Genomic DNA, 20,612 nt, shown 5'->3' with positions numbered 1-20,612 from the left:
CGGCCGTCCAGCAGACCGCGCCCTTCGTCTCCTTCTCTACGGAACGGCGCCGACGGTGCTCGCTGCCCTCGACTCCGCGACGCTTTCCGGCATCGCGGCCGGGCTTCGCCCGGTGGCGTTGGGGCCGCGTGTCAACGTGGCGGTCCTGTGTCCTCCGCACCTGGTCCCTGCGGTCCAGGCCGTGGTCGGAGACCCCGTCGAAGACCGGTCGATCACCTCCGCTGACGACCTGTCCGCCCTCGACGGCACGGTCGGCACGGTGCTTTCGCTCGGCCACTACCTGCGGGCCGGGGAACTGGCCCTGGAGTGGGCCGCGGCACGGGGCGTGGAATACGTCGTCGTGCAACACGGCCTGCTCACACCGTTCGCGCCGCCTCTGCCTGACGAGGTGACGCTGTACGCGTTTTCGCACGAGGACGGGGCCTTCTGGACCGGTGGCCGTCCGGGGCGGACCGTCAGGGTAGTGGGCTCCCAGATGCTGTGGGAAGCCGCGGACCCCTATTTTCCGGCCGCCCAGCCGGGCCCGACGGTGTTCCTGGGACAGCTCCACGGGCGAGAGCTGGGCCGGTGGCCCGCCACTCAGCAGACGCTGGCGTTCCTTCGTGCCGAGCCGCACGTGCTCTACCGACCGCACCCTTCGGAACGGGACATGCTGAGCCGAGCCACCCACCGCCTCATGCACCGCGGCGGCACCCGCTTCGAGACCAGCGGGCGTCCTCTGCCCGAGGTGGGACCCGACGTCGTCGCACTGTTCTCGACGGGTGTCCTCGAAGCGGCAGCCCAGGGACGCGGCGGCTGGGTGTACCACACCGCCCCTCCCGCCTGGCTCCGAGAGTTCTGGGAGCGCTACGGCATGACGCCATGGACGCCCGGGCGTTCGGCCTCCGAGCAGCCCGAGCGCACTCCCGCCCCGGTCCGCCCCGTGATCGAGCCTGCGCGGGCCATCGCCCGTGACATCTTTGGAGAGGAGTCCGCGTGAGCATCCTGTGCGTCATTCCCGTGCGCGGCGGGTCCCGGGGGCTGCCCGGCAAGAACATCCGCCTCCTGGGCGGCCACCCGCTCGTGGCGTGGACCATCCAGGCCGCCCTCGAGGCGGAGGAGGACCTGCACGTGGTGGTCTCCACGGACTCGGCCGAGATCGCCGAGGTCGCCCTCCGCTACGGCGCGGACGTGCCCGGCCTGCGCCCGGCGGAGCTGGCGCAGGACGAGACCCCCACCGAGCCCGTGGTGAATCACGCCCTCGCCGCCGAGCGCGCGGCCGGCGTCGAGCCCGAGGGCGTCATGCTCCTGCAGGCCACCAGCCCGCTGCGCCTGCCCGGCACCCTGGACCGCGCCGTCGCGCAGTTCCGGGAGACGGGCGTGGACTCGCTCGTCGGCGTCGTGCCGGTCTCGCCCTTCCTGTGGCGCCACGCCGCGGATCCGGCCGACCCGCCGGTGTGCGACTTCGACGTGGCCCACCGCAAGCGGCGGCAGGACATGGACCGCACGGACCTGCGGTTCCGCGAGAACGGCTCGCTGTACGTGACCCGCCCGTGGGTGTACGACGAGCTGCACAACCGCCTGGGCGGGCGGATCGGGATGTTCGAGCTCGACGACCTCGAGGGCGTGGACATCGACACCGAGCTGGACTTCGCCCTCGCCGAGCAGCAGATGGACCAGTACCTGGCGGTGCACAAGGTCCTCCAGCGGGTGCCGGACCGGACTCAGCTCCACGGCACCTCCACCACCACCCTGGGAGACGCCCTGTGATCACCGAACGCCACCTCACTCCGTACCTCGTCTTCCCGGAGGACTCCCTCCTCGTGGCCCTGCAGAAGATGACGGACAACCGCGAGCGGATCGTCTTCGTGGTGGACTCGCACGGCTTCCTGGCCGGCTCGCTCACGGACGGCGACTTCCGCCGGTGGCTTCTGGCCAATCCGGGAGCCTCCCTGGAGGTGGCCGCCGTCGAGGCCGCCAACCGGACGCCCGCCACCGGTCCCGTGGGCGCGTCCCCCGCCGAAGTGCTCGCCGCCCTGCCCGCCGGCGCCCTGCACCTGCCCCTGCTGGACGAGCGAGGCCGACTCGCCGCCCTGGCCATCAACCGGGAATCCGAGCTGCGCATCGGCGAGCACCGGATCGGCCCCGGCCGCCCGGCCTTCCTGATCGCGGAGATCGGCAACAACCACCAGGGCAGCGTGGATCTGGCCCGCGAGCTGGTGGACCTGGCCGTGGAGGCGGGCGCGGACGCCGTGAAGTTCCAGCTGAGGGACATGGACGCCCTGTACCGGCAGTCCGGCGCGGCCACCGCCGGTGAGGACCTGGGGGCCCAGCGCACCCTGGACGAGCTGGCCAAGTTCTCCCTGTCCGCGGACGACATGGTGCGGGTGTTCGACCACGTCCGGGACGCGGGCGTGGCGTTGATGTGCACCCCGTGGGACGCCCCGTCCATGCGGGTGCTCGCCCAGTACCCGGTGGACGGCGTGAAGATCGCCTCGGCGGATCTGACGAACCACGGTCTGCTGCGGGACGCGGCCGCCTCCGGCCTGCCGATGGTGCTCTCCACCGGCATGTCCCGGGAGGAGGAGATCCGCGAGTCGGTGGCCCTGGTGCGCTCCTTCGGCGTCCCCTTCGCGATGCTGCACGCCCAGTCCACGTACCCCGCCCCCTACAAGGACGTGAACCTCGCGTACCTGGACCGCCTGGCCGAGATCGCGCAGACCCCGGTCGGCTACTCCGGCCACGAGCGCGGCTTCCACGTGCCGCTGGCCGCCGTGGCGCGCGGCGCCTCGATCATCGAGAAGCACTTCACCGTGGACCGGGGGCTCGAGGGCAACGACCACAAGGTCTCCCTCCTGCCGGAGGAGTTCGCGCAGATGGTCCGGCAGACGCGGGACATCGAGGAGTCGATCGGCGTCGGGAACGAGCGCGTGGTCTCCACGGGCGAGGCGATGAACCGCATCAACCTGGCCAAGTCGCTCGTGGCCGCCCGGCCGCTGGCCGCGGGGGAGACCGTCACGGAGGACGCCGTCACCGTGAAGTCGCCCGGCCGCGGCCTGCAGCCCAACGAGCTGCCCCGCCTCGTGGGCCGCACCATCCAGCGCGACATGGCCGAGGGCGACTTCTTCTTCGCCGGCGACCTCACGGACACGGTGCCCACCGGGCGCCAGTTTCAGTTCCGGCGCCCCTGGGGCCTGCCGGTGCGCTACCACGACGTCGCGGCGCTGACGAAGGACTGCACCCCGGACTTCCTGGAGTTCCACTTCTCCTACAAGGACCTCGAGATCGACATCGACTCGGTGTTCACCGAGCCCATGCCGATGGGCTTCACCACCCACCTGCCGGACATCTTCTCCGGTGACTTCCTCGTGGACTTGGCCAGCGACGACGACGCCGTGTGGGAGCGCTCGATCGCCGAGGTGCAGCGCACCATCGACATCACCCGCGACCTCAAGCGCTGGTTCCCGAAGGAGGAGGCGCCCATCATGGTCATCACCATGGGCGGCTTCACCCTGGATCGGCACATCCGCCCGGAGGAGCGGCTGCCGAAGTATGAGCGCATCGCCGAGGCCGTGAAGCGCCTGGACACCTCCGGCATTCGGATCGCCGCGCAGACGCTGCCGCCGTTCCCGTGGCTGATGGGCGGTCAGCAGTACCACAACCTCTTCATGGACCCGGACGACACCGTGGCGTTCGTGGAGGCCACGGGGGTGCCCCTGTGCCTGGACATCTCCCACTCCAAGCTCTCGGCCACGTTCCTGGGGATCCCCTTCTCGGAGATGGTGGAGAAGCTGGCCCCGCACACCATCCACCTGCACCTGGTGGACGCCACCGGTGTGGACGGGGAGGGACCGCAGATCGGGGAGGGTGACGTGGACTGGCCCGTGCTGTGCGAGCAGCTGGACCGCCTGGCCCCCGGGGTGAGCTTCATCCCGGAGATCTGGCAGGGCCACATCAACAACGGCGAGGGCTTCTGGACGGCCCTGGACCGCCTGGAGCAGTGGCTGTGACCCCGGACGTGACGACGCCCGCCCCGGCCCCGCTGACGCTCTGGGTGGTGCCCGTCGCCGACCTCGGCGGCGTGGCCCGGCACGTCCTCGACGTCGCGCGCGTGGGCCTGCCCGGCCTGCGTCTGGCGGTGCTGTGCCCCGAGGGCCCGCTCGCCGAGCGCCTGCGCGAGCAGGGTGCGGCGGTGTTCACCGGGGACGTCGGTCCCGACGCCGGCCTGGCCGCCTCGGTGCGGACGCTCCGGACGGCGGTGCGCACCCTGCGCCCGGCCGCGGTCCACACGCACCTGGCCTACGCCGACCTCGCGGCGTTCGCCGCGTTCGGCCCGGGGCGGGCCCGGCAGCGGGCCGGTGCGCCGGCGCTGCTCAGCACCGAGCACGGGATCGCCCCGGACGATGGGCTGTACAACCGCGCCGCGGCGGCCCGGGTGAAGAACGCCGCGCACCGCGCCCGGTTGCGCGGCACGGACGTCGTGATTGCGGTGGCGCAGTCCACCGCGGACGTGCTCCGGCGCAAGTGGGGCACGGGGGCGCCTATCACCGTCGGGCGCAACGGGGTGGATGTGTCCGCGGTGCGGGCCGCGGCCGCGGGGCAGCGGCGCACACCGGGGGAGGGGCTGCGGCTCCTCTCCCTGTCTCGGCTGGCGCCCGAGAAGAACCTCGACCGGCTGATCGCCGCGCTGCCCGCCCTGCTGGAGCGGGACCCCGGGACGCGGTTGACGCTGGCCGGCGCTGGCCCCCTGGAGGGGGAGCTGCGCGCCCAGGCCGAGGCGCTCGGTGTCGCGGATGCGGTGGACCTGCCCGGTTTCGTGGAACCGTGGGGGGCCATGGCCGAGCACGACGTGCTGGTGCAGCTCTCCGCGTGGGAGAACCTCAGCTACACCTTGCTCGACGCCGCGGCCGCGGGCCTGCCCGCCGTCGCCACGGACGTGGGCGGCAACGGGGAGATCCTGCCGCCCGAGCGCCTGGTCCACGAGACCACTCCGGCGGCCATCGCCGACGCCGTCATGCGGGCCGCGGTCGAGGGTCCGGGCGAGGTGCGCGTGGGCGATGTGGCGACCATGGCCCGGGCGACCGCCGAGGCGACCCTCGAGGTGCTCGGGCGCCGGGTGGGGAAGACCTCGGGATGACCGGCCGCATCTGGATCCTGGCGAACCAGGGCGAGGTGGGCGGCGGCGAGGTGATGCTCCACCACCTCGCCACGGCCTTGCGCGAGCTGGGGCGGGACGTGAGCGTCGTGGCCCCGGCCCACCCGGCCGAGACCGCCGATCGCCTGGCCGCGGACGGCTTCGACGTGGTCCGCGTGGGTGGGCCCGGACGACTGGGTTATATGCGCGCTCTCCGGGCCTGGGACCGCGGCCGCGGCGGCGACGACGTCGCCTGGTGCAACGGGCTGCTGCCGGCCACGGCGCTGGCCGGCCGGCCGCGCCGGATCGTGCACCTGCACCAGGTGCCCGAGAAGCCGCTTCTGCGCGTGTTCTCCGCCCTGGCGCGTCCCGGCGCACTCGCGGTCCTCGCGCCGTCCCGATTCGCGGCGGACCGCATCCGCGGGGCCCGCGTGCTCCACGACTGGGTTCCGGGTCCGACGACGCCGCAGGCAGGGCGGGCCCGCGATGCCGCTGAGCCGGTGACCGTGGGCTTCCTCGGCCGGCTGTCCGAAGACAAGGGCATCGTGACCCTGCTCGAGGCCGTCGCGCTGCTGCGGAAGACCGACCCGGGTGCTTTCGTGGTCCGCGTCGCGGGGGAGAGCCGGTTCGTGGCGGAGGACGAGGCCGAGCGGCTTGCTACCGCCCTGAAGGCGGCGGGTGAGGACGTCCAGGTGCTCGGCTGGCAGGACACCGCCGAGTTCCTGGCTTCCGTGGACGTGCTGGCCGTGCCGTCGCAGTGGGCCGAGGTCTTCGGCCTGGTGACGGCCGAGGCGATGGCCGCGGGCGTTCCGGTGGTGGCCTCCGATGCGGGGGCCGTTCCCGAGGTGGTCGGCAACGATCACCCCTTCGTTTTTCCGCAGCGGGACGCTGCCGCGCTCGCGGACTGCCTGCGGGCGGTACGAGCGGGCGATCTGGGCGCGGTGGCCCACTCCCAGCGGCGCCGCTGGGCGTCGCTGTTCTCACCCGAGGCCGGCCGCGCCGCCGTCGCCGAGCTCCTGGATGACCTGTCCCTATGACACCTGCGGAGGACTCATGACCGAGAACCCCCTGACCCACGAGGCCAGCGTGATCGTCCCCAGCCGGGGCGGCGCTCAGCGGTTGCCGCGCCTGATCGGCGCGCTCGCCGCGCAGGAGGACGCCCCGGCCTTCGAGGTCCACGTGGTCGTGGACGGGGATGTGGACGGGTCCGAAGGGATGCTCGCGCAGTTGACCGCGGAGCATCCGGGCCTGGACCTGAGCTGGACCGTCTTCGGCGAAAACCGCGGGCGGGTCGCCGCGCTGAATGCAGGTGCCGACGCGACGTCCGGCCGCGTCCTCATCCGCGCGGACGACGACCTGGAGCCCGGGCCCCACTACATCCGGGACCACGTGGCCGCCCACTCGGGCGGGCCACGCGGCGTGATCGGAGTGACGGCCAACGTCCTCCCAGACTCGGTCTATCAGCGCGTCTACGGGGATGCCCAGGACGAAGCGCACCGTCGTCATGCCTACGCCCTTCCGGCAGAGCAGCAGTGGCGGCACTGGGCCGGCAACGTGTCCGTCCCCCGCACCCTCCACGAGGAGCTGGGCGGCTACGACCCCGACTACCGCCGCTATGGCTGGGAGGATGTGGACTTCGGCTACCGCCTCCACGCCGCCGGGTATCCGGTGGAGATCCGGCCGGAGTTGGAGACCCGTCACCACGCAGCAGCGGTCACCACCTACACCAAGGCGCGCCGGGCTCTGCATTCGGGGTCCGCCCGGCAGATCTTCATCGCCAAGCACGGGGCGGACGCACTCGGCGGGGACCGGGCCCCGGGCGGGCCGTGGGGCGCCGCCGTGCGGGCGGTGGCTGCTCTGAGCACGGAGCGCACGATCAAGTACAGCTCCGCCGTCGTCGAGCGTGCTGCTGCCGTGTTGCCAGCCCCGATCGCACGAAAGCTGATCGCCTTGCAGGTCGAAGCCGCAGCGGAGACCGGACGCACCCGGCCGGGGCGTGCCCGCCGACAGTTCTGAGGGGAGCACCATGACCGACATGACACGCGGCCGGATCGCCATCGCCCACGACTACCTCACCCAGAAGGGCGGGGCGGAACGGGTGGTGCTCGCCCTGCACCGGATGTGGCCGGACGCGCCCATCTACACCACGTTCTACGACCCCGAGGGCACGTTCCCCGAATTCAAGGACGCGCACATCATCACCTCACCGCTCAACCGGGTGGGGCTGCTGCGGAAGGACCCGCGGCGGGCCCTTCCGCTCCTGCCTCTGACCTCCTCGCTGATGCATGTGAAGGAGCCGATCGCCGTCGTCTCGACGTCCGGCTGGGCGCACGGATTCCGTTACGTCGGCGCCACGCTCGTCTACTGCCACACCCCGGCGCGCTGGGTGTATCTGCTGGACGACTACCTGGGCGAGGGAGGCCGGAACAGCATCAAGGGCCGGATCGCCCGCGTGCTGCGCCCGGGTCTGCGGAGGTGGGACCGCGCGGCCGTCCGGCGTCGATCACGCTATGTGGCCAACTCCACGGTGGTGAAGGAGCGGATCGAAGACGTCTACGGGCTTGACGGTGTGGACCTCGTGTTCCCGCCGCACTCCGTGAGCACGGAGGGCCCGCAGGAGCCGATCCCCGGTGCCGAGCGGCTGGCGGAGGACGGTTTCCTGCTGTCGGTCGCGCGGCTCATGCCGTACAAGCACGTGGACGTGGCGATCGAGGCAGCGGCCCGCGCGGGGCGGCCGCTCGTGGTGATCGGCAAGGGTCCGGAGGAGGCCCGGTTGCGGGCGATGGCGGGGGAGGACGTGGTGTTCGGCCAGGACCTCTCCGACGCGCAGCTGCGCTGGGCGTACGCACACGCGACGGCACTGATCGCTGCGAGCCACGAGGACTTCGGCATCACGCCGCTCGAGGCGAGTACGTGGGGCGTGCCCACCGTGGCGCTGCGGGCCGGCGGTTACCTGGACACCATCGTGGAAGGCGTCAACGGGGTTTTCGTGGACGCCCCGACGGTGGATGCGGTGGCCGAGGGGGTGGAACGTCTGCTGGCGCATGACTGGGACCGGGCGGCGATGCAGGCGCACGCTGAGCGGTTCTCCGAGACCCAATTCGGTCGGCGGATCCGTGCGTTGGTCGCGGAACTGCCCGCTGGGCCCACACATCGAGGCAGGCAATAGCGAGATGCACGCAGTGATCGACAAGATTCGAAAGGCAGGACGCATGGACCTTCTCCATTCCGCTCGTCGGCTCAAGCACCGTCTCTGGCTGGCGCAGAAGCACGGAGCACATGTGGTGACCGAGGGGCGGGACCTCATCTACCGGATGAGATCGGCGGTGTCTCCTGCCCGCTACGACGCCGCCCGATATGAGCTGGACTTCACGGCCCTCACGGGTCGCAACACGTCCTGGAAGTCCGACCGGCCGATTCCCCGTGTGGTGTGGTGCGTCTGGTCTGGGACGAACGCCATGTCCGCCAATCGCGGCGCCTGCCTGCAGTCCATCCGCGAAGTCCAGCACGATCTGGACGTCCGGCTGGTCACTCCTGACACCTTGCACGAGGTAGTGGTGGATGGTCACCCGCTCCATCCGTCCTATGAGCACCTGTCGGATGTCCATCGGTCGGATTACCTCCACGCATATCTGATGCACCATCACGGCGGCGCGTTCACGGGCCTCAAGAAGCACCACCACACGTGGTCACCGCTCATCGAGGATATGCAGGAGGACGTGGACGCGTGGGTCACCGGATATCGCGTGCCACGGTCCTCCGAAGCGGCGTACTTCCACGGCCCGCTCGGAAGGGATGTCCGCAAGAACTTCAATCTCCTCCTCGGATTCAGCGGCAAGATCGTCCGACCGGGAAGCCCGCTGACGTCGGAGTGGCTGGCAGAGGTGGAGCGCCGGCTCGACTACTACGGTTCGCTGCTGGCCCAGGTGCCGGGCAACGTCTACGGAGACAATCCCGGGTATCCGGTGCCCTGGACACGCATCGGGTCACAGGTGTTCGAACCCCTCACCCTGAAGTATCGCGAGCACATCCGGATCGATCCGCGGCTGAAGCCCCAACTGTGGGGGCATCGCTGACCGCAGTGACCGGCCGATACTCGCACTGAATCCCCTGAGTCCCTCTGACCCTTCTTTTCACGGAAGGGCAGATCGGGCGGCCGCCCGGGTGGACTCCGCCATGCTCAGCGAGGGGACTCGAGCAGCTCCAGGAGGTACCGTCCGTACCCCGACTTCACGAGCGGCTCGGCGCGCTCGCGCAGCTCGTCGTCGGTGAGAAGGCCCTGCCGCCAGGCGACCTCCTCGGGAGAGCCGACCTTGAGGCCCTGACGGGACTCGATGGTGCGGATGAAGTTGGAGGCGTCGTTCAGGTCATGGAAGGTGCCAGTGTCCAGCCATGCGGTGCCGCGGGGGAGGACCTCTACGTTCAGGGTGCCGCGTTCCAGGTAGGTGCGGTTCACGTCGGTGATCTCCAGCTCGCCGCGAGCCGACGGCTTGAGGCTCTTCGCAATCTCGACGACGTCGTTGTCGTAGAAGTACAGCCCGGGCACCGCATAGTTGCTCTTGGGCTCCTCAGGCTTCTCCTCCAGTGAGACGGCCTTGCCGGCGTCGTCGAACTCCACCACGCCATAGGCGCTGGGGTCTGCCACCCAGTAGCCGAACACGGTGGCTCCGTCGACTTGGGTGTGACGACGCAGCTGCTGGCCCATTCCGGGGCCGTAGAAGATGTTGTCCCCCAGGACGAGCGCGACATGCTCGCCGCCGATGTGGTCCTCCCCGAGGATGAACGCCTGTGCCAGGCCGTCGGGGGAGGGCTGCTGGACGTAGCTGAGCGAGATCCCGAACTGGGAGCCGTCGCCCAGGAGCCGCTGGAACTGCTGCGCGTCGTGCGGGGTGGTGATGACCAGGATGTCGCTGATGCCCGCCAAGATCAGCGTGGACAGCGGGTAGTAGATCATCGGCTTGTCATAGACGGGCACGAGCTGCTTCGAGATGCCATGGGTGATGGGGTGCAGCCGGGAGCCGGTGCCGCCGGCCAGGATGATGCCTTTCATATGCGACTTCGACGTCCCTTCAACGCTCGGTGAGTGCGTGTCTACCGGGCACCCTACCGGGATAGGATCGAGCTGTGAGCCAGACAAGCGCGCTGCCAGAAATCAGCGTGATCATCCCCGCCTTCAATGCCGAGCGCTTCCTCCCTCTGCAGTTGGAGGCCCTGGACGCTCAGAGCGGAGCTCCTTCCTACGAGGTCGTGGTCGTGGACAACGCCTCCACCGACGGAACTGCCTCCGTGGTCCACCGGCTGGCTCGGGAGGTCTCATACCCGTTGCGTCTGGTTAGCGCACCCGAGCACCAAGGCCCGGGATTCGCACGAAACGTGGGGGCGGCGCATGCTCACGCCGATCTCCTCATGTTCGCCGACGCGGACGATGTGGTGTCCCGGTGGTGGGTGCGCAATGGTGCTCGGGCCTTCGAATCCTCGGACCTGTGGTCCGGCGGCGCACCGTTCATGACCGATGAGCAGATGCGCGAGGGCGTCGAAGGCGCCCGGTGCGCCTTCGATGACAGCGACGAATGGCATGCGCCGGTGCCAGGGGATCTCCGGAACGCGTTTCCCGTGCTGATGGGGGGAGACTTCGGTGTGACGCGGGAGGTGTTCGAACGGGTCGGTGGATTCGATCACTCCCTGGGAACTGTCTATGAAGACAACGACTTCGGCGTGCGAGCGCACCTCAAAGGTATCCGCGTGGACGGGGCTGCAGCCGTCCGGATCGCTTACCGAGGCAAGTGGGACATGCGGGTCCGGACCCGCCTCGCTCGGCGATCGGCCAAGGCTCACAGCCTCGTCACCACCCGGTACGAGCTCGGACGGCAGTCCCATTTTCCCAACCCGTGGGTGGAATTCGTACGAACGGGGGCCAGCGCTGCTCTGATGGCCCTCGGCTGCACGACTCCGGACTGGGAAGGGGTGCGGCTTCGTGCCCAGATCGCGGCGGGAGCCGCGGCGGGTCGTGTGGAGTACCGGTGGATGAGACGCGGCCCCCAGCCGCAGATCGGGCTGGGCTACAGGCGAGCTGATTCCTCTGCATTCTCACAAGCAGACGCGGCAGGGGCCCGGGAGACCAGCGAAGAGGTCCCCGTAGCCAGCGTGGTCATCCCGGCCCGCAATGCTGAGAGTTGGATCGCCGAACAGCTCGATTCTCTCGCCGCCCAGTGCGACGCCCCGCTCTTCGAAGTCGTCGTGGCCGACAACGGCAGCGACGACCGGACCGCACAGATCGCTCTCTCTCACCCGGCACCGTTCCATGTCCGGGTTGTCGACGCATCCGGTGTCCCCAGCGCGTCGCACGCGAGAAATGTCGGGGCACGTCTGGCCCGAGGCCACGTGTTGTTGTTCTGCGACGCCGATGACTTTGTCGGCGATCGTTGGGTGGGTGAGCTCTACCGGGCCGTCACCTCGGGGCCTCAGGTGGTCGCCCGCGGCGTCCTGGAGCACAGCCGATTCAATGATGTGGACGTCTTGGCGGCTTATCGGATCGACCCGGCACAGGATCTCCAAGACACCGAGGACTCCCCTCGGATAGAGACGATCTCCGACGGATTCGCCGGCTACCTTGCGACGGTCCCGGGCAACAATTTTGCCATCCGTCGAGATGACTACCTCGAACTCGGAGGCATGGACCTCGCGTATCCCGGTGGGTCGGAGGAGACCGACTTCGTCTGGCGGGCTCAGGAAGCTGGTTTCACCGTCGTTCAGGCTGTCGGCGCGGTCGTGTACTACCGGCTGCGGACGACTCCTGCCGCGATTTTCCGGCAGCAACGAAACCAACAGCGTGGTCGCATGTATCTCTGGACGCGGTACCGAGACCGGGGAATGAGCGTCCCCAGCGTGACGGCGTCGGTCTTCGCGATTTCGCGACACATGCCGATGTGGCCGTTCCTTCAGCGCGACCGCGGGCGGGCCCTCGCCTGGGCGTACACCGTCGGTGCCCACGTCGGGGCGCTCGAGGGCATGGCGCGCTACCGCCGCCCGGCCCTCCTCCGCACCCGACGTCCCGGCTCCGACGGCGGGACCGCGGCATGACCTGGGTGGTGACCGGTGGGGCGGGATACATCGGGGCCCACGTGGTCCGGGCCCTCAGTGATGAGGGTCTGTCGGTGGCGGTGGTGGACGACCTGTCCACCGGGCATGCACATGTCGTGCCCGCCCGCGTGCCGTTCCTCGAGGCCGACATCCTGGAGACGGATCGTCTCGCCGAGTTCCTCCGGGACCATGACGCCACGGGGGTCATCCACGTGGCCGGCTACAAGTTCGCGGGCGAATCCGTGCGGATGCCTCTCCACACCTACCGCGTCAACGTCCAAGGCACGATGAGCGTCCTGGAAGCGATGGACCGTGCCGGCATTCGCCGCCTTGTGTTCTCCTCGTCCGCGGCCGTCTACGGCACGCCACATGATGACCGGGTCACCGAAGCCACCCCCACCGCCCCGGAGTCCCCCTACGGGGAGAGCAAGTTGATCGGGGAGTGGCTGTTGGCGGACCAGGGCCGGGCCATGGGACTCCGGCACACGAGCCTGCGCTACTTCAACGTGGTCGGCTCCGCGGATCCGGCGCTGTCCGACACGAGCCCCCACAATCTCTTCCCGCTCGTGTTCCGCGCCCTGGACCGCGGCGAGCGCCCGCGGCTGTTCGGCGCCGACCACCCCACGCCCGACGGCACGTGCGTGCGCGACTACGTCCATGTGGCCGACGTCGCCCGGGCCCATGTGACCGCCGCCCGGGCGCTCGCGGAGGGCCGCGCCCTGGCCCCGGTCTACAACCTCGGCTCCGGGGCCGGCACGTCAGTCCGGCAGATCATGGAGGCCGTCGGCCGGGTCACCGGGCGCGACGTCGACCCGGTCGTGGAGCCGCGCCGTCCCGGGGACCCCGCGCGCATCGTGGCGGACGGCTCCCTGGCCGCGCGCGACCTCGGGTGGGAGAACCGCCACACGGTCGAGAACATGGTCCGCTCCGCGTGGGAGGCCCGACGGCCGCCCGAAACGCGCTGAGGCTCAGACCTCGTCCCAGCGGGTCGGGGCGTCCGCGCGCAGCGGGCGCAGCGTGCCGCGCGGGTACCAGGCCGCGTCCGTGAGCGGCTGCCCGGCCAGGAGGGCCTCCCAGGCGGCGCGCAGGGCGTCGTCGTCGAGGGCCCCGAGCCGGCGCCAGTGGTACGCCTTGTCCTCGGAGGTGTCGGCGAGCGCGATCGCCTGCGCGCCGGTGCGGCTCTTGCGGGCGAACTGCTCGAAGGAGCGCCACGGCAGGTGCAGGATCCGCAGGCCCTCCGCGCGGACGCCCGGACGCAGGACCTCGTGGTTGCCCATCTCAAGGACGGCCCCGGAGCGCGGTCGGAACGCGACCTTGACGTCGAAGTGCGCGGTCGTGTCCAGCAACGGGCCGGAACCGTCCGCCGCCGGGAACGCGTTGTGCATGACGGCGCGCAGCACGGGTGCGTCGGCGGCGGCCAGGGCCTCGGCGAGCGTGCCCTCGGCGCCGAACCAGAGCTCGTCTGCATCGAACGGGACCACCCACGTGGCGCCGGCGGCGGAGGCCAGGTCGGCCAACCGGGTCATCTTGGCGGATTGCACGTAGGCCGGCTCCCGGTCCGCGCCGACGACGAGCCCCGGGATCTCCCCGGTCAGCCGGCGCAGGATGTCCGGCGTCGCGTCCTTCGACCCGTTGTCCACGACGACGATGTGCGGGATCCCCTGGTCCGCGAGATGGCGGACGGAGCGCTCGATCACGTCCGCCTCCTCCCGCACCATGGCGATCGCACACGGCCCGGACATCGCAGGAAGGTCGGGCAGGACGATGCCGCGGGAGGCCATCTCGTATTCGCGGCTGAACCTCTCTGTCGCCCGCAGCGCGCGGGATTCTTGGGTCAGCTCTCGGCCCTTCTTCTGAAGGAACGCCTGATGCTTGAGGCGGCGGGCGAGATCGAGGGGGGAGGGCATGGTCGGCTCCTGGGGCGGAATGTGATCGTTGGTGCCTGGCCGTGGGGTCAGGTCAGCCGGTGGGACTCGGTGGTGAGCTGCTCGGTGTGGGGCCAGCCCATGATGTCGACGAGACGCCGCAGTCGGTGCCTCCAGTCGACTGTCCGACGGGCCAACTCCTGTTGTCGGGTAGCGGCCTCGATGCTCCAGCCCGCAGCCGCCTCCACGAGGACCGGCCATGCGTCGGCGCGGGAGTGGGGGGAGATGTCCATGGTGGCGCCGCCCCAGAGGAGCTGCGCGGCGCTGCGCGGGGCCACACCTGCCACCAGGCAGCCCGCCGCGAGGGCGTCCATCCAACGACCTGTCAGGTACTCGCGGGTCGGGTGGGTGTACGCCGCAGGGCTGACGCGATTGGAGAAGGCCAGGACGATCTTCGACTCGAGGAGGGCCGTGCGGACGTTCTGCTGGTTGGTCAGCGCATCGACGGAGGCCGGAGGTCGGCCACCGAAGGTCAGACCCCGCCGGGCTGCTTCCTGCGCTGTCAGGCTGTCATCCGCCCAGGCGGACGGCTGGCGGCCCAGCCGCAGCAAATCGACGGGCTTCGTTGTGTCGACCGGGGGGAACGCGAGCGTGTCCGAGCCCCAGGGGAGGACGTCTACAGGACGTCCCGTACGTTCCCGCCATTCATCTCCCAGTTCCGGGTCGGTGATGAACAGGTGGTCGAAGTGCGGACGGTGTTTGGCGACGCCTGCGATCCTGTCCGACCAGAACGAATCGATGACCCACGCGGCGGTGGACTCGTAACCCGGGAACCACATGCTGGGCCGCGCGGCGAAGGAGAGTGCGGCGGGATTGCCGGCAAGGACCAACAGGCGTCGCCCGCGCGCGCGCCTCCCCCGGGGGAGGAGCACCGCGCCTCGCGCCAGCGGGGAGGAGTGCCCCCGGTCCGCGATCTCTCTCAGCGTCCCGCCGAGCAGCCGCGCCGAGAGCCGGGCTAGCTCGGCGACCGGGCCCCAGCCGGTGCCGCCCGGCCGGATGTAGACGACGTCGACGCTCATGGGGCCAGCGTAGGCGTCGGACGCTCGTGTCATGACCTCGACAAGTAGTCTGAGCCGAGGTAGCGAGGGAGGCGGAGCTATGAGAAGACCGCGAGTGAAGAGTCGGATGGGTGAACGCCTGGGCCGTGACCTCGCCGCCGGGGTGCTTGCGACGGTGCGCCGAGCCGATCCACCGGTGATCTGGGGGGCCGAGCCCATGAACGGCGGCAACTTCCTCTATCTATGGGCCACGGCGTGGGCGCGCCGCCAGGAAACGGGTCGTCCGTGGCTGGTGCGGTATAAGCCCAAGATGGAGCCGTGGTTGACAGAGTTCCCCGCCCTCAGGGATCTCACGGTGCGGGAAGGGGACGTGTCCTTCCGGCAAGAGCGAACGGTCGAGTGGGGGCAACAGACGTTCCACGACTGGTGCTTCCGGGACTTGCTCGACTTCGCAGGTGACCGCCTGCTCACCAGCGACGCATTCCGTGCGCGGCTTCGGCGCGTCGATCGGGACGCCGTCGTCATCAACGTCCGGCGCGGGGACTACTACTCGGACCCGGTGCACAGGGCGAACTACGGGTTCGACATCGCCGGATACGTGCGAGCGGCGGTGACGCGCATCCCGGCGGCGGACCGCACACGGTTCGTCCTCGTCTCGGACGACATCGAATGGTGCCGTGCACACCTGGGATTCCTGGCGGACGTGGCGCCGGTCGAGACGCTCCCCGGCGAGCACGACATGTTCAACGACTTGGCACAGATCGTCGGCGGCCGCCACCTCGTCCTGGCCAACTCGACGTTCTCCTACTGGGGCGGCTACACGGCGTTGGCGCTGCCCCGTGCGGAACGGCCCCGCAGCATCCTGGCCCCTCTGCACTTCAACCGCCGGTACACCCGCGGCGAATCGCCCCTGGTGCACCCCCAGTGGACCGTGATTCCGGACGAGGAGTTCCTCCCGGCCGGCTGAACCGATGGCCAGCCGGCTTCCCACGCATAAACTCAGCCTCATGCACCTCCTCGTCACCGGCGGCGCCGGGTTCATCGGCTCGAACTTCGTCCACCACGTCTTCCGCGAGACCGGGCACGACGTCGTCGTCCTGGACAAGCTGACCTACGCCGGCAACCGGGAGAACCTCGCCGGCCTGCCCGAGGACCGCGTCACTCTCGAGGTGGGGGACATCTGCGACGCGGCCCTGGTGGACCGCCTGGTCGCCGAGTCGGACGCCGTCGTGCACTACGCGGCGGAGTCCCACAACGACAATTCGCTGAACGATCCCTCCCCGTTCATCCAGACGAACATCGTCGGAACCTTCGTCCTCCTCGAAGCGGCCCGCAAGCACGGCAAGCGCTTCCACCACGTCTCCACGGACGAGGTCTACGGGGACCTGGAGCTGGACGACCCGGCGAAGTTCACCGAGGCCACTCCGTACAACCCCTCCAGCCCGTACTCGGCCTCGAAGGCCGGCTCGGACCACCTGGTGCGCGCGTGGGTCCGCTCGTTCGGCGTACAGGCCACGCTGAGCAACTGCTCCAACAACTACGGCCCGTACCAGCACATCGAGAAGTTCATCCCGCGCCAGATCACCAACCTGATCGACGGCGTCCGCCCCCGCCTCTACGGCCAGGGCGTCAACGTCCGGGACTGGATCCACACCGAGGACCACTCCTCGGCCGTGCTGCGCATCCTCGAACGTGGCGAGATCGGCCGCACCTACCTGATCGGCTCGGACGGGGAGAAGAACAACAAGGAGATCGTCGAGATCCTCCTCGAGCTCTTCGACCGCCCCACGGACGACTACGACCTCGTCGCCGACCGCCCCGGCCACGACCTGCGCTACGCGATCGACAACACCGCCCTGCGCACCGAGCTCGGCTGGGAGCCGCAGTTCACCGACATCCGCGCCGGCCTCGCCGAAACGGTGGCCTGGTACCGCGAGAACGAGTCCTGGTGGCGCCCGGCCAAGGACGCCGTCGAGGCCACGTACCGCGCCCAGGGCCAGTGATCCACCTCCAGTGACCCACCGCCAGTGACGGGAGCGCACGCATGAAGATCACCGAGACCGCCATCCCCGGCCTGCTCGTCATTGACCTGGACGTCCACGGGGACAACCGCGGCTGGTTCAAGGAGAACTGGCAGCGCGAGAAGCTCCGGGCTGCCGCGGCCGAGGCGGGCGTCCGCCTGCCGGACCTCGGCCCCGTGCAGAACAACGTGTCCTTCAACGACGCCGTCGGCACCACCCGCGGCATCCACGCCGAGCCCTGGGACAAGTACGTCTCCGTGGCGCACGGGCGCATCTTCGGCGCCTGGGTGGACCTGCGCGCGGGGGAGTCCTTCGGCGCCGTCGCCACCGTGGAGCTCGGCCCGGAGAAGGCCGTGTTCGTGCCCCGCGGCGTCGGCAACTCCTACCAGACCCTCGAGCCGGACACGGCCTACACGTACCTGGTGAACGACCACTGGTCCGCCGACGCCCAGGGGCGGTACACGTTCCTCAACCTCGCGGACCCGACGGCGGCCATCGCCTGGCCCATCCCGCTCGAGGACGCCGAGCTCTCGGACAAGGACCGCGCCCACCCGATGCTCGCGGACGTCACCCCCATGCCGCCCGCCCCGATCCTCGTGCTCGGCGCCGGCGGCCAGCTCGGCCGTGCCCTGGTGGCCCGCGCCGAGGCCGCGGGGATCCCGGTCGAGGCCCACGGCCGGGACACGTGGGACATGACCGATCCGGCGTCCTGGCCGCGCGAGCACTTCCGCGGCCTGCGCGCCGTGGTCAACGCGTCCGCCATGACCGCGGTGGACGCCGCCGAGACCCCGGAGGGCCGCGCCCAGGCATGGGCCGTCAACGCCACCGCCGTGGCCGAGCTCGCCCGCCGCTGCGCGGACGCCCGCGTGCCGCTCGCGCACGTCTCCACGGACTACGTGTTCGACGGCGCTCTGCCCGTGGGCGAGGAGCACCCGGTGGACCACCCGCTCGCCCCGCTCGGGGTCTACGGCCAGTCCAAGGCCGCGGGGGAGTCCGCGGTCCGCGCGCTGGACGCCCACTGGATCGTGCGGACCTCCTGGGTGATCGGGGAGGGGAAGAACTTCGTGGCCACGATGGCCTCCCTCGCCGAGCGCGGGATCGACCCGGCCGTCGTCGCCGATCAGCACGGCCGCCTCACCTTCGCCGAGGACCTCGCCGACGCCCTGCTGCACCTGGTCACCACGGACGCGCCCACGGGCACGTTCCACATGACCAACGGCGGCGACGTGGTCACGTGGCACCAGGTGGCCCGGTGGGTGTTCGAGGACACCGGGCACGACGCCGGCCGCGTGCGTCCGGTGACCACGGCCGAGTACCTGGACGGCAAGGAGGGCATCGCCCCCCGACCCGCCAACAGCGCCCTGGACCTCGGGCCGCTGGCCGCCGTCGGCTACCGCGCCCCGGACCAGCGCGCGCGGCTGCGGGAGCACCTCGCGCGCGGCTGACCCGCCGCCGGTGGTATCCTCGGGGGGTTGCCCAGGCGAGGGAGTCTCCCACTCCGTGATCGACGAGGCCGCGACCGCGCAAGAGGTGAGCCCCGCTCCCCGCGCGTCGCACCCTTCCTGGCCACACCCGCGCCCCCCACCGGGGACGCGGCCGCACACCAGAGGAGGACGCATCATGTCTGACAAGATCAAGGTCACCCGCCGCACCGACTTCGGCAAGGGCGCCGCCCGCCAGGCCCGCCGCGCCGGCCTGATCCCCGCCGTCGTCTACGGCCACGGCCAGGACCCCATCCACCTGCTGCTGCCGGCCCAGGAGACCACCCTGGCCGTCCGCAACCCCAACGCCCTGCTCACCGTGGTGAACGAGGCCGGCGAGGAGCACATGGTGCTCCCCAAGGACATCCAGCGCCACGCCCTCAAGGACACCGTGGAGCACCTGGACCTCATCGAGGTCCGCCGTGGCGAGAAGGTCGTCGTGGACGTCACCGTGCACGTGGAGGGCGAGGTCGCCCAGGGCAACGAGTACGTGCTGGACCACGTCACCGTGCCCGTCGAGGCCGAGGCCACCCACCTGCCCGAGTCCGTCACCATCTCCGTGGAGGGCCGCGAGGCCGGCGAGCACGTGTACGCCACCGACGTGCAGGTCCCGGCCGGCACCACCCTGCAGCTCGAGGACGAGATCGTCATCGCGACCGTCTCCGAGGTCGTGGAGCAGGACCTGGGCGACGAGTCCGTCCAGGAGGAGCAGGCCGCCGAGGGCGAGGCCGCCGAGGGCGAGTCCGCTGAGGGCGAGTCCGAGGGCTCCGAGGACTGATCACGCCATGAGTGCGGGGACCACGCTCATCGTCGGGCTCGGCAATCCCGGGCCCGAGTACGAGCGCACCCGGCACAACGTCGGCCAGATGGTGGCGGATGAGCTCGCCTCCCGCATGGGAGCCGGGTTCACCCGCCACCGGGCCGGCGCCGTGGTGGCCACGGGCCGCCTCGGCATCGGGGGACCGCGGGTGGTGCTCGCGAAATCCACCGGATACATGAACGTCTCCGGCCGTCCGGTCTCCGCCCTGGCGTCCTTCTACGGGGTGGGCCCCGAGGACCTGGTGGTGGTGCACGACGAGCTGGACATCCCGTTCGACGCCCTGCGCCTCAAGCGCGGCGGCGGCGAGGGCGGCCACAACGGGCTCAAGTCCATCACCGCCTCCCTCGGCACCAAGGACTACGCCCGCGTGCGCGTGGGCATCGGCAGGCCTCCGGGCCGCATGGACGTGGCCGACTTCGTGCTGCGCTCCTTTTCCAAGCCCGAGCAGGACGCCCTGCCCCTGCACGTGGACCGCGCGGCCGACGCCGTCGAGAAGCTCGTCACGGACGGGCTGGAGGCGGCCCAGCAGGCCTTCCACTGAGCCCGGCCTCCGGCCGGGCGGGTCGCGCCCTCACCGGTTGACGACAGCAGTCGGCCCCGGCCCCCTCCAGGGGGCCGGGGCCGACGCGTTGCGGGGGGAGGGGGCGGGTCAGGCGCCTGCGGCCCCGCCGTCACGCCCGATCCACGAGGTCAGGGCGCGCGCCTGGCGGTTCACGACCTTGCCGACCATGGGCTCGGCCTTCGCGGCGAGCTTGGAGCCCACGAGCGGGATCTTGCAGGTCACGGTGCCATCCACGGAGTACTGCGAGCCCTCGCCGGCGGCGGTCAGGCGCTGGGCGCCCTCCGCGGTGGCCTTGGCGGCCGGCACGGTGATGGTGGTGGTGCCCACGCGGGAGCCATCCGCGGCCGGGGCCTCCCACCGCTCCACCTGCTCCACCTGCAGGGAGGAGCCGATGAACTTCCGCGCCATCTCCGGCAGGCGGTCGGCCGGGGCCGAGCGCACGGTGGTGACGGTCATGGGGCCCTCGGGGGAGCCCTCCACGCGGAACGAGACCAGGGAGCCGCCGAGCTGCTCCACCACGGACCGGTGGAACTCCTCGGACGCGAGGGCCGCGGCCACGGCGGCCGGCGGGTGCGGGATGGACTGCTGAGCGGAAAAGGCCACGGTGTCTCC

Annotated in this window: 19 protein-coding genes; 15 read left to right on the top strand and 4 right to left on the bottom strand. The window is 70.8% G+C overall.

Going from position 1 to position 20,612, the window contains the following annotated elements:
• The first annotated feature begins 55 nt into the window (after positions 1–55).
• The 8 genes from HDA33_RS06890 to HDA33_RS06855 are packed head-to-tail and all read left to right on the top strand — an operon-like array spanning position 56 to position 9,189.
• Complete coding sequence (locus HDA33_RS06890; RefSeq protein WP_184172073.1) at positions 56–979, top strand: RNA-binding protein; 924 nt, start codon at positions 56–58, stop codon at positions 977–979.
• The gene (locus HDA33_RS06885) at positions 976–1,749 is read left to right on the top strand and encodes a cytidylyltransferase domain-containing protein (RefSeq protein ID WP_184172071.1); all 774 of its coding nucleotides are present in this window, start codon (positions 976–978) and stop codon (positions 1,747–1,749) included. The genes HDA33_RS06890 and HDA33_RS06885 overlap by 4 nt, the downstream gene beginning before the upstream one ends.
• Entirely contained in the window at positions 1,746–3,989 is a 2,244-nt protein-coding gene (locus HDA33_RS06880; RefSeq protein WP_184172069.1) for an N-acetylneuraminate synthase family protein, read from the top strand. Before HDA33_RS06885 ends, HDA33_RS06880 begins: the two co-directional genes overlap by 4 nt.
• Entirely contained in the window at positions 3,986–5,116 is a 1,131-nt protein-coding gene (locus HDA33_RS06875; RefSeq protein ID WP_184172067.1) for a glycosyltransferase, read from the top strand. Before HDA33_RS06880 ends, HDA33_RS06875 begins: the two co-directional genes overlap by 4 nt.
• Positions 5,113–6,150, top strand: coding sequence for a glycosyltransferase family 4 protein (locus HDA33_RS06870; RefSeq protein WP_184172065.1), 1,038 nt, complete (start codon positions 5,113–5,115; stop codon positions 6,148–6,150). Before HDA33_RS06875 ends, HDA33_RS06870 begins: the two co-directional genes overlap by 4 nt.
• Before the next feature lie 16 nt (positions 6,151–6,166).
• The gene (locus tag HDA33_RS06865) at positions 6,167–7,129 is read left to right on the top strand and encodes a glycosyltransferase family 2 protein (protein ID WP_184172063.1); all 963 of its coding nucleotides are present in this window, start codon (positions 6,167–6,169) and stop codon (positions 7,127–7,129) included.
• Between the two features lie 10 nt (positions 7,130–7,139).
• Positions 7,140–8,282 (top strand): glycosyltransferase, encoded by a 1,143-nt coding sequence (locus HDA33_RS06860; protein ID WP_184172061.1) that lies wholly within the window; start codon positions 7,140–7,142, stop codon positions 8,280–8,282.
• 13 nt (positions 8,283–8,295) lie between these two features.
• Positions 8,296–9,189 (top strand): glycosyltransferase family 32 protein, encoded by an 894-nt coding sequence (locus tag HDA33_RS06855; protein WP_184172059.1) that lies wholly within the window; start codon positions 8,296–8,298, stop codon positions 9,187–9,189.
• Positions 9,190–9,293: 104 nt separating this feature from the next.
• On the opposite strand, the gene rfbA is transcribed toward HDA33_RS06855, so the two are convergent.
• Positions 9,294–10,163 (bottom strand): glucose-1-phosphate thymidylyltransferase RfbA, encoded by an 870-nt coding sequence (gene rfbA, locus HDA33_RS06850; RefSeq protein WP_184172057.1) that lies wholly within the window; start codon positions 10,161–10,163, stop codon positions 9,294–9,296.
• A 74-nt stretch (positions 10,164–10,237) separates the two neighbouring features.
• On the opposite strand from rfbA, the gene HDA33_RS06845 reads away from it, so the two are divergent.
• Positions 10,238–12,193 carry a glycosyltransferase gene (locus HDA33_RS06845; RefSeq protein ID WP_184172055.1) on the top strand — a complete coding sequence of 652 codons (1,956 nt, stop codon included), beginning with the start codon at positions 10,238–10,240 and terminating at the stop codon, positions 12,191–12,193.
• A complete protein-coding gene (gene galE, locus HDA33_RS06840; RefSeq protein ID WP_184172053.1) occupies positions 12,190–13,158 on the top strand; it encodes a UDP-glucose 4-epimerase GalE in 969 nt (322 codons plus the stop codon). The genes HDA33_RS06845 and galE overlap by 4 nt, the downstream gene beginning before the upstream one ends.
• 3 nt (positions 13,159–13,161) lie before the next feature.
• Here galE and HDA33_RS06835 read toward each other — a convergent pair whose 3' ends face one another.
• Together HDA33_RS06835 and HDA33_RS06830 are read right to left on the bottom strand one after the other, a co-directional pair.
• On the bottom strand, positions 13,162–14,100 hold the full coding sequence (locus HDA33_RS06835) for a glycosyltransferase family 2 protein (RefSeq protein WP_184172051.1): 939 nt from the start codon (positions 14,098–14,100) through the stop codon (positions 13,162–13,164).
• Between the two features lie 47 nt (positions 14,101–14,147).
• Positions 14,148–15,137, bottom strand: coding sequence for a CgeB family protein (locus tag HDA33_RS06830; RefSeq protein ID WP_184172049.1), 990 nt, complete (start codon positions 15,135–15,137; stop codon positions 14,148–14,150).
• Between the two features lie 106 nt (positions 15,138–15,243).
• Between HDA33_RS06830 and HDA33_RS06825 the strand changes: the two genes are divergently transcribed.
• From HDA33_RS06825 to pth, 5 genes are all read left to right on the top strand, one after another.
• On the top strand, positions 15,244–16,083 hold the full coding sequence (locus tag HDA33_RS06825; RefSeq protein WP_184172047.1) for an alpha-1,2-fucosyltransferase: 840 nt from the start codon (positions 15,244–15,246) through the stop codon (positions 16,081–16,083).
• Between the two features lie 40 nt (positions 16,084–16,123).
• Positions 16,124–17,119: a dTDP-glucose 4,6-dehydratase gene (gene rfbB, locus HDA33_RS06820; RefSeq protein WP_184172045.1), complete on the top strand. Its 996-nt coding sequence runs from the start codon at positions 16,124–16,126 to the stop codon at positions 17,117–17,119.
• Positions 17,120–17,160: 41 nt separating this feature from the next.
• Positions 17,161–18,582: a sugar nucleotide-binding protein gene (locus HDA33_RS06815; RefSeq protein ID WP_184172043.1), complete on the top strand. Its 1,422-nt coding sequence runs from the start codon at positions 17,161–17,163 to the stop codon at positions 18,580–18,582.
• Between the two features lie 175 nt (positions 18,583–18,757).
• Positions 18,758–19,396, top strand: a complete 639-nt coding sequence (locus HDA33_RS06810; RefSeq protein WP_184172041.1) for a 50S ribosomal protein L25/general stress protein Ctc — start codon at positions 18,758–18,760, stop codon at positions 19,394–19,396.
• Between the two features lie 7 nt (positions 19,397–19,403).
• A complete protein-coding gene (gene pth / locus HDA33_RS06805) occupies positions 19,404–19,979 on the top strand; it encodes an aminoacyl-tRNA hydrolase (protein ID WP_158495049.1) in 576 nt (191 codons plus the stop codon).
• 108 nt (positions 19,980–20,087) lie between these two features.
• Here the strand turns inward: pth and HDA33_RS06800 are convergent, their stop codons facing one another.
• The gene (locus tag HDA33_RS06800) at positions 20,088–20,603 is read right to left on the bottom strand and encodes a DUF2505 domain-containing protein (RefSeq protein ID WP_158495048.1); all 516 of its coding nucleotides are present in this window, start codon (positions 20,601–20,603) and stop codon (positions 20,088–20,090) included.
• Positions 20,604–20,612 lie beyond the last annotated feature (9 nt).

The organism is Micrococcus endophyticus (assembly GCF_014205115.1).
Taxonomy (GTDB): Bacteria; Actinomycetota; Actinomycetes; order Actinomycetales; family Micrococcaceae; genus Micrococcus; species Micrococcus endophyticus.
The sequence above is the reverse complement of the archived record's forward strand: the minus strand, read 5'-3'. Positions and strand labels throughout refer to the sequence as shown.

Excerpts from the sequence above, each read along its gene's own strand:
- HDA33_RS06830 (WP_184172049.1), bottom strand. The coding sequence starts at position 15,137 with ATGAGCGTCGACGTCGTCTACATCCGGCCGGGCGGCACCGGCTGGGGC.
- HDA33_RS06815 (WP_184172043.1), top strand. The coding sequence starts at position 17,161 with ATGAAGATCACCGAGACCGCCATCCCCGGCCTGCTCGTCATTGACCTG.
- rfbA (WP_184172057.1), bottom strand. The coding sequence starts at position 10,163 with ATGAAAGGCATCATCCTGGCCGGCGGCACCGGCTCCCGGCTGCACCCC.
- HDA33_RS06860 (WP_184172061.1), top strand. The coding sequence starts at position 7,140 with ATGACCGACATGACACGCGGCCGGATCGCCATCGCCCACGACTACCTC.
- pth (WP_158495049.1), top strand. The coding sequence starts at position 19,404 with ATGAGTGCGGGGACCACGCTCATCGTCGGGCTCGGCAATCCCGGGCCC.
- rfbB (WP_184172045.1), top strand. The coding sequence starts at position 16,124 with ATGCACCTCCTCGTCACCGGCGGCGCCGGGTTCATCGGCTCGAACTTC.
- galE (WP_184172053.1), top strand. The coding sequence starts at position 12,190 with ATGACCTGGGTGGTGACCGGTGGGGCGGGATACATCGGGGCCCACGTG.
- HDA33_RS06835 (WP_184172051.1), bottom strand. The coding sequence starts at position 14,100 with ATGCCCTCCCCCCTCGATCTCGCCCGCCGCCTCAAGCATCAGGCGTTC.
- HDA33_RS06870 (WP_184172065.1), top strand. The coding sequence starts at position 5,113 with ATGACCGGCCGCATCTGGATCCTGGCGAACCAGGGCGAGGTGGGCGGC.
- HDA33_RS06810 (WP_184172041.1), top strand. The coding sequence starts at position 18,758 with ATGTCTGACAAGATCAAGGTCACCCGCCGCACCGACTTCGGCAAGGGC.
- HDA33_RS06865 (WP_184172063.1), top strand. The coding sequence starts at position 6,167 with ATGACCGAGAACCCCCTGACCCACGAGGCCAGCGTGATCGTCCCCAGC.
- HDA33_RS06825 (WP_184172047.1), top strand. The coding sequence starts at position 15,244 with ATGGGTGAACGCCTGGGCCGTGACCTCGCCGCCGGGGTGCTTGCGACG.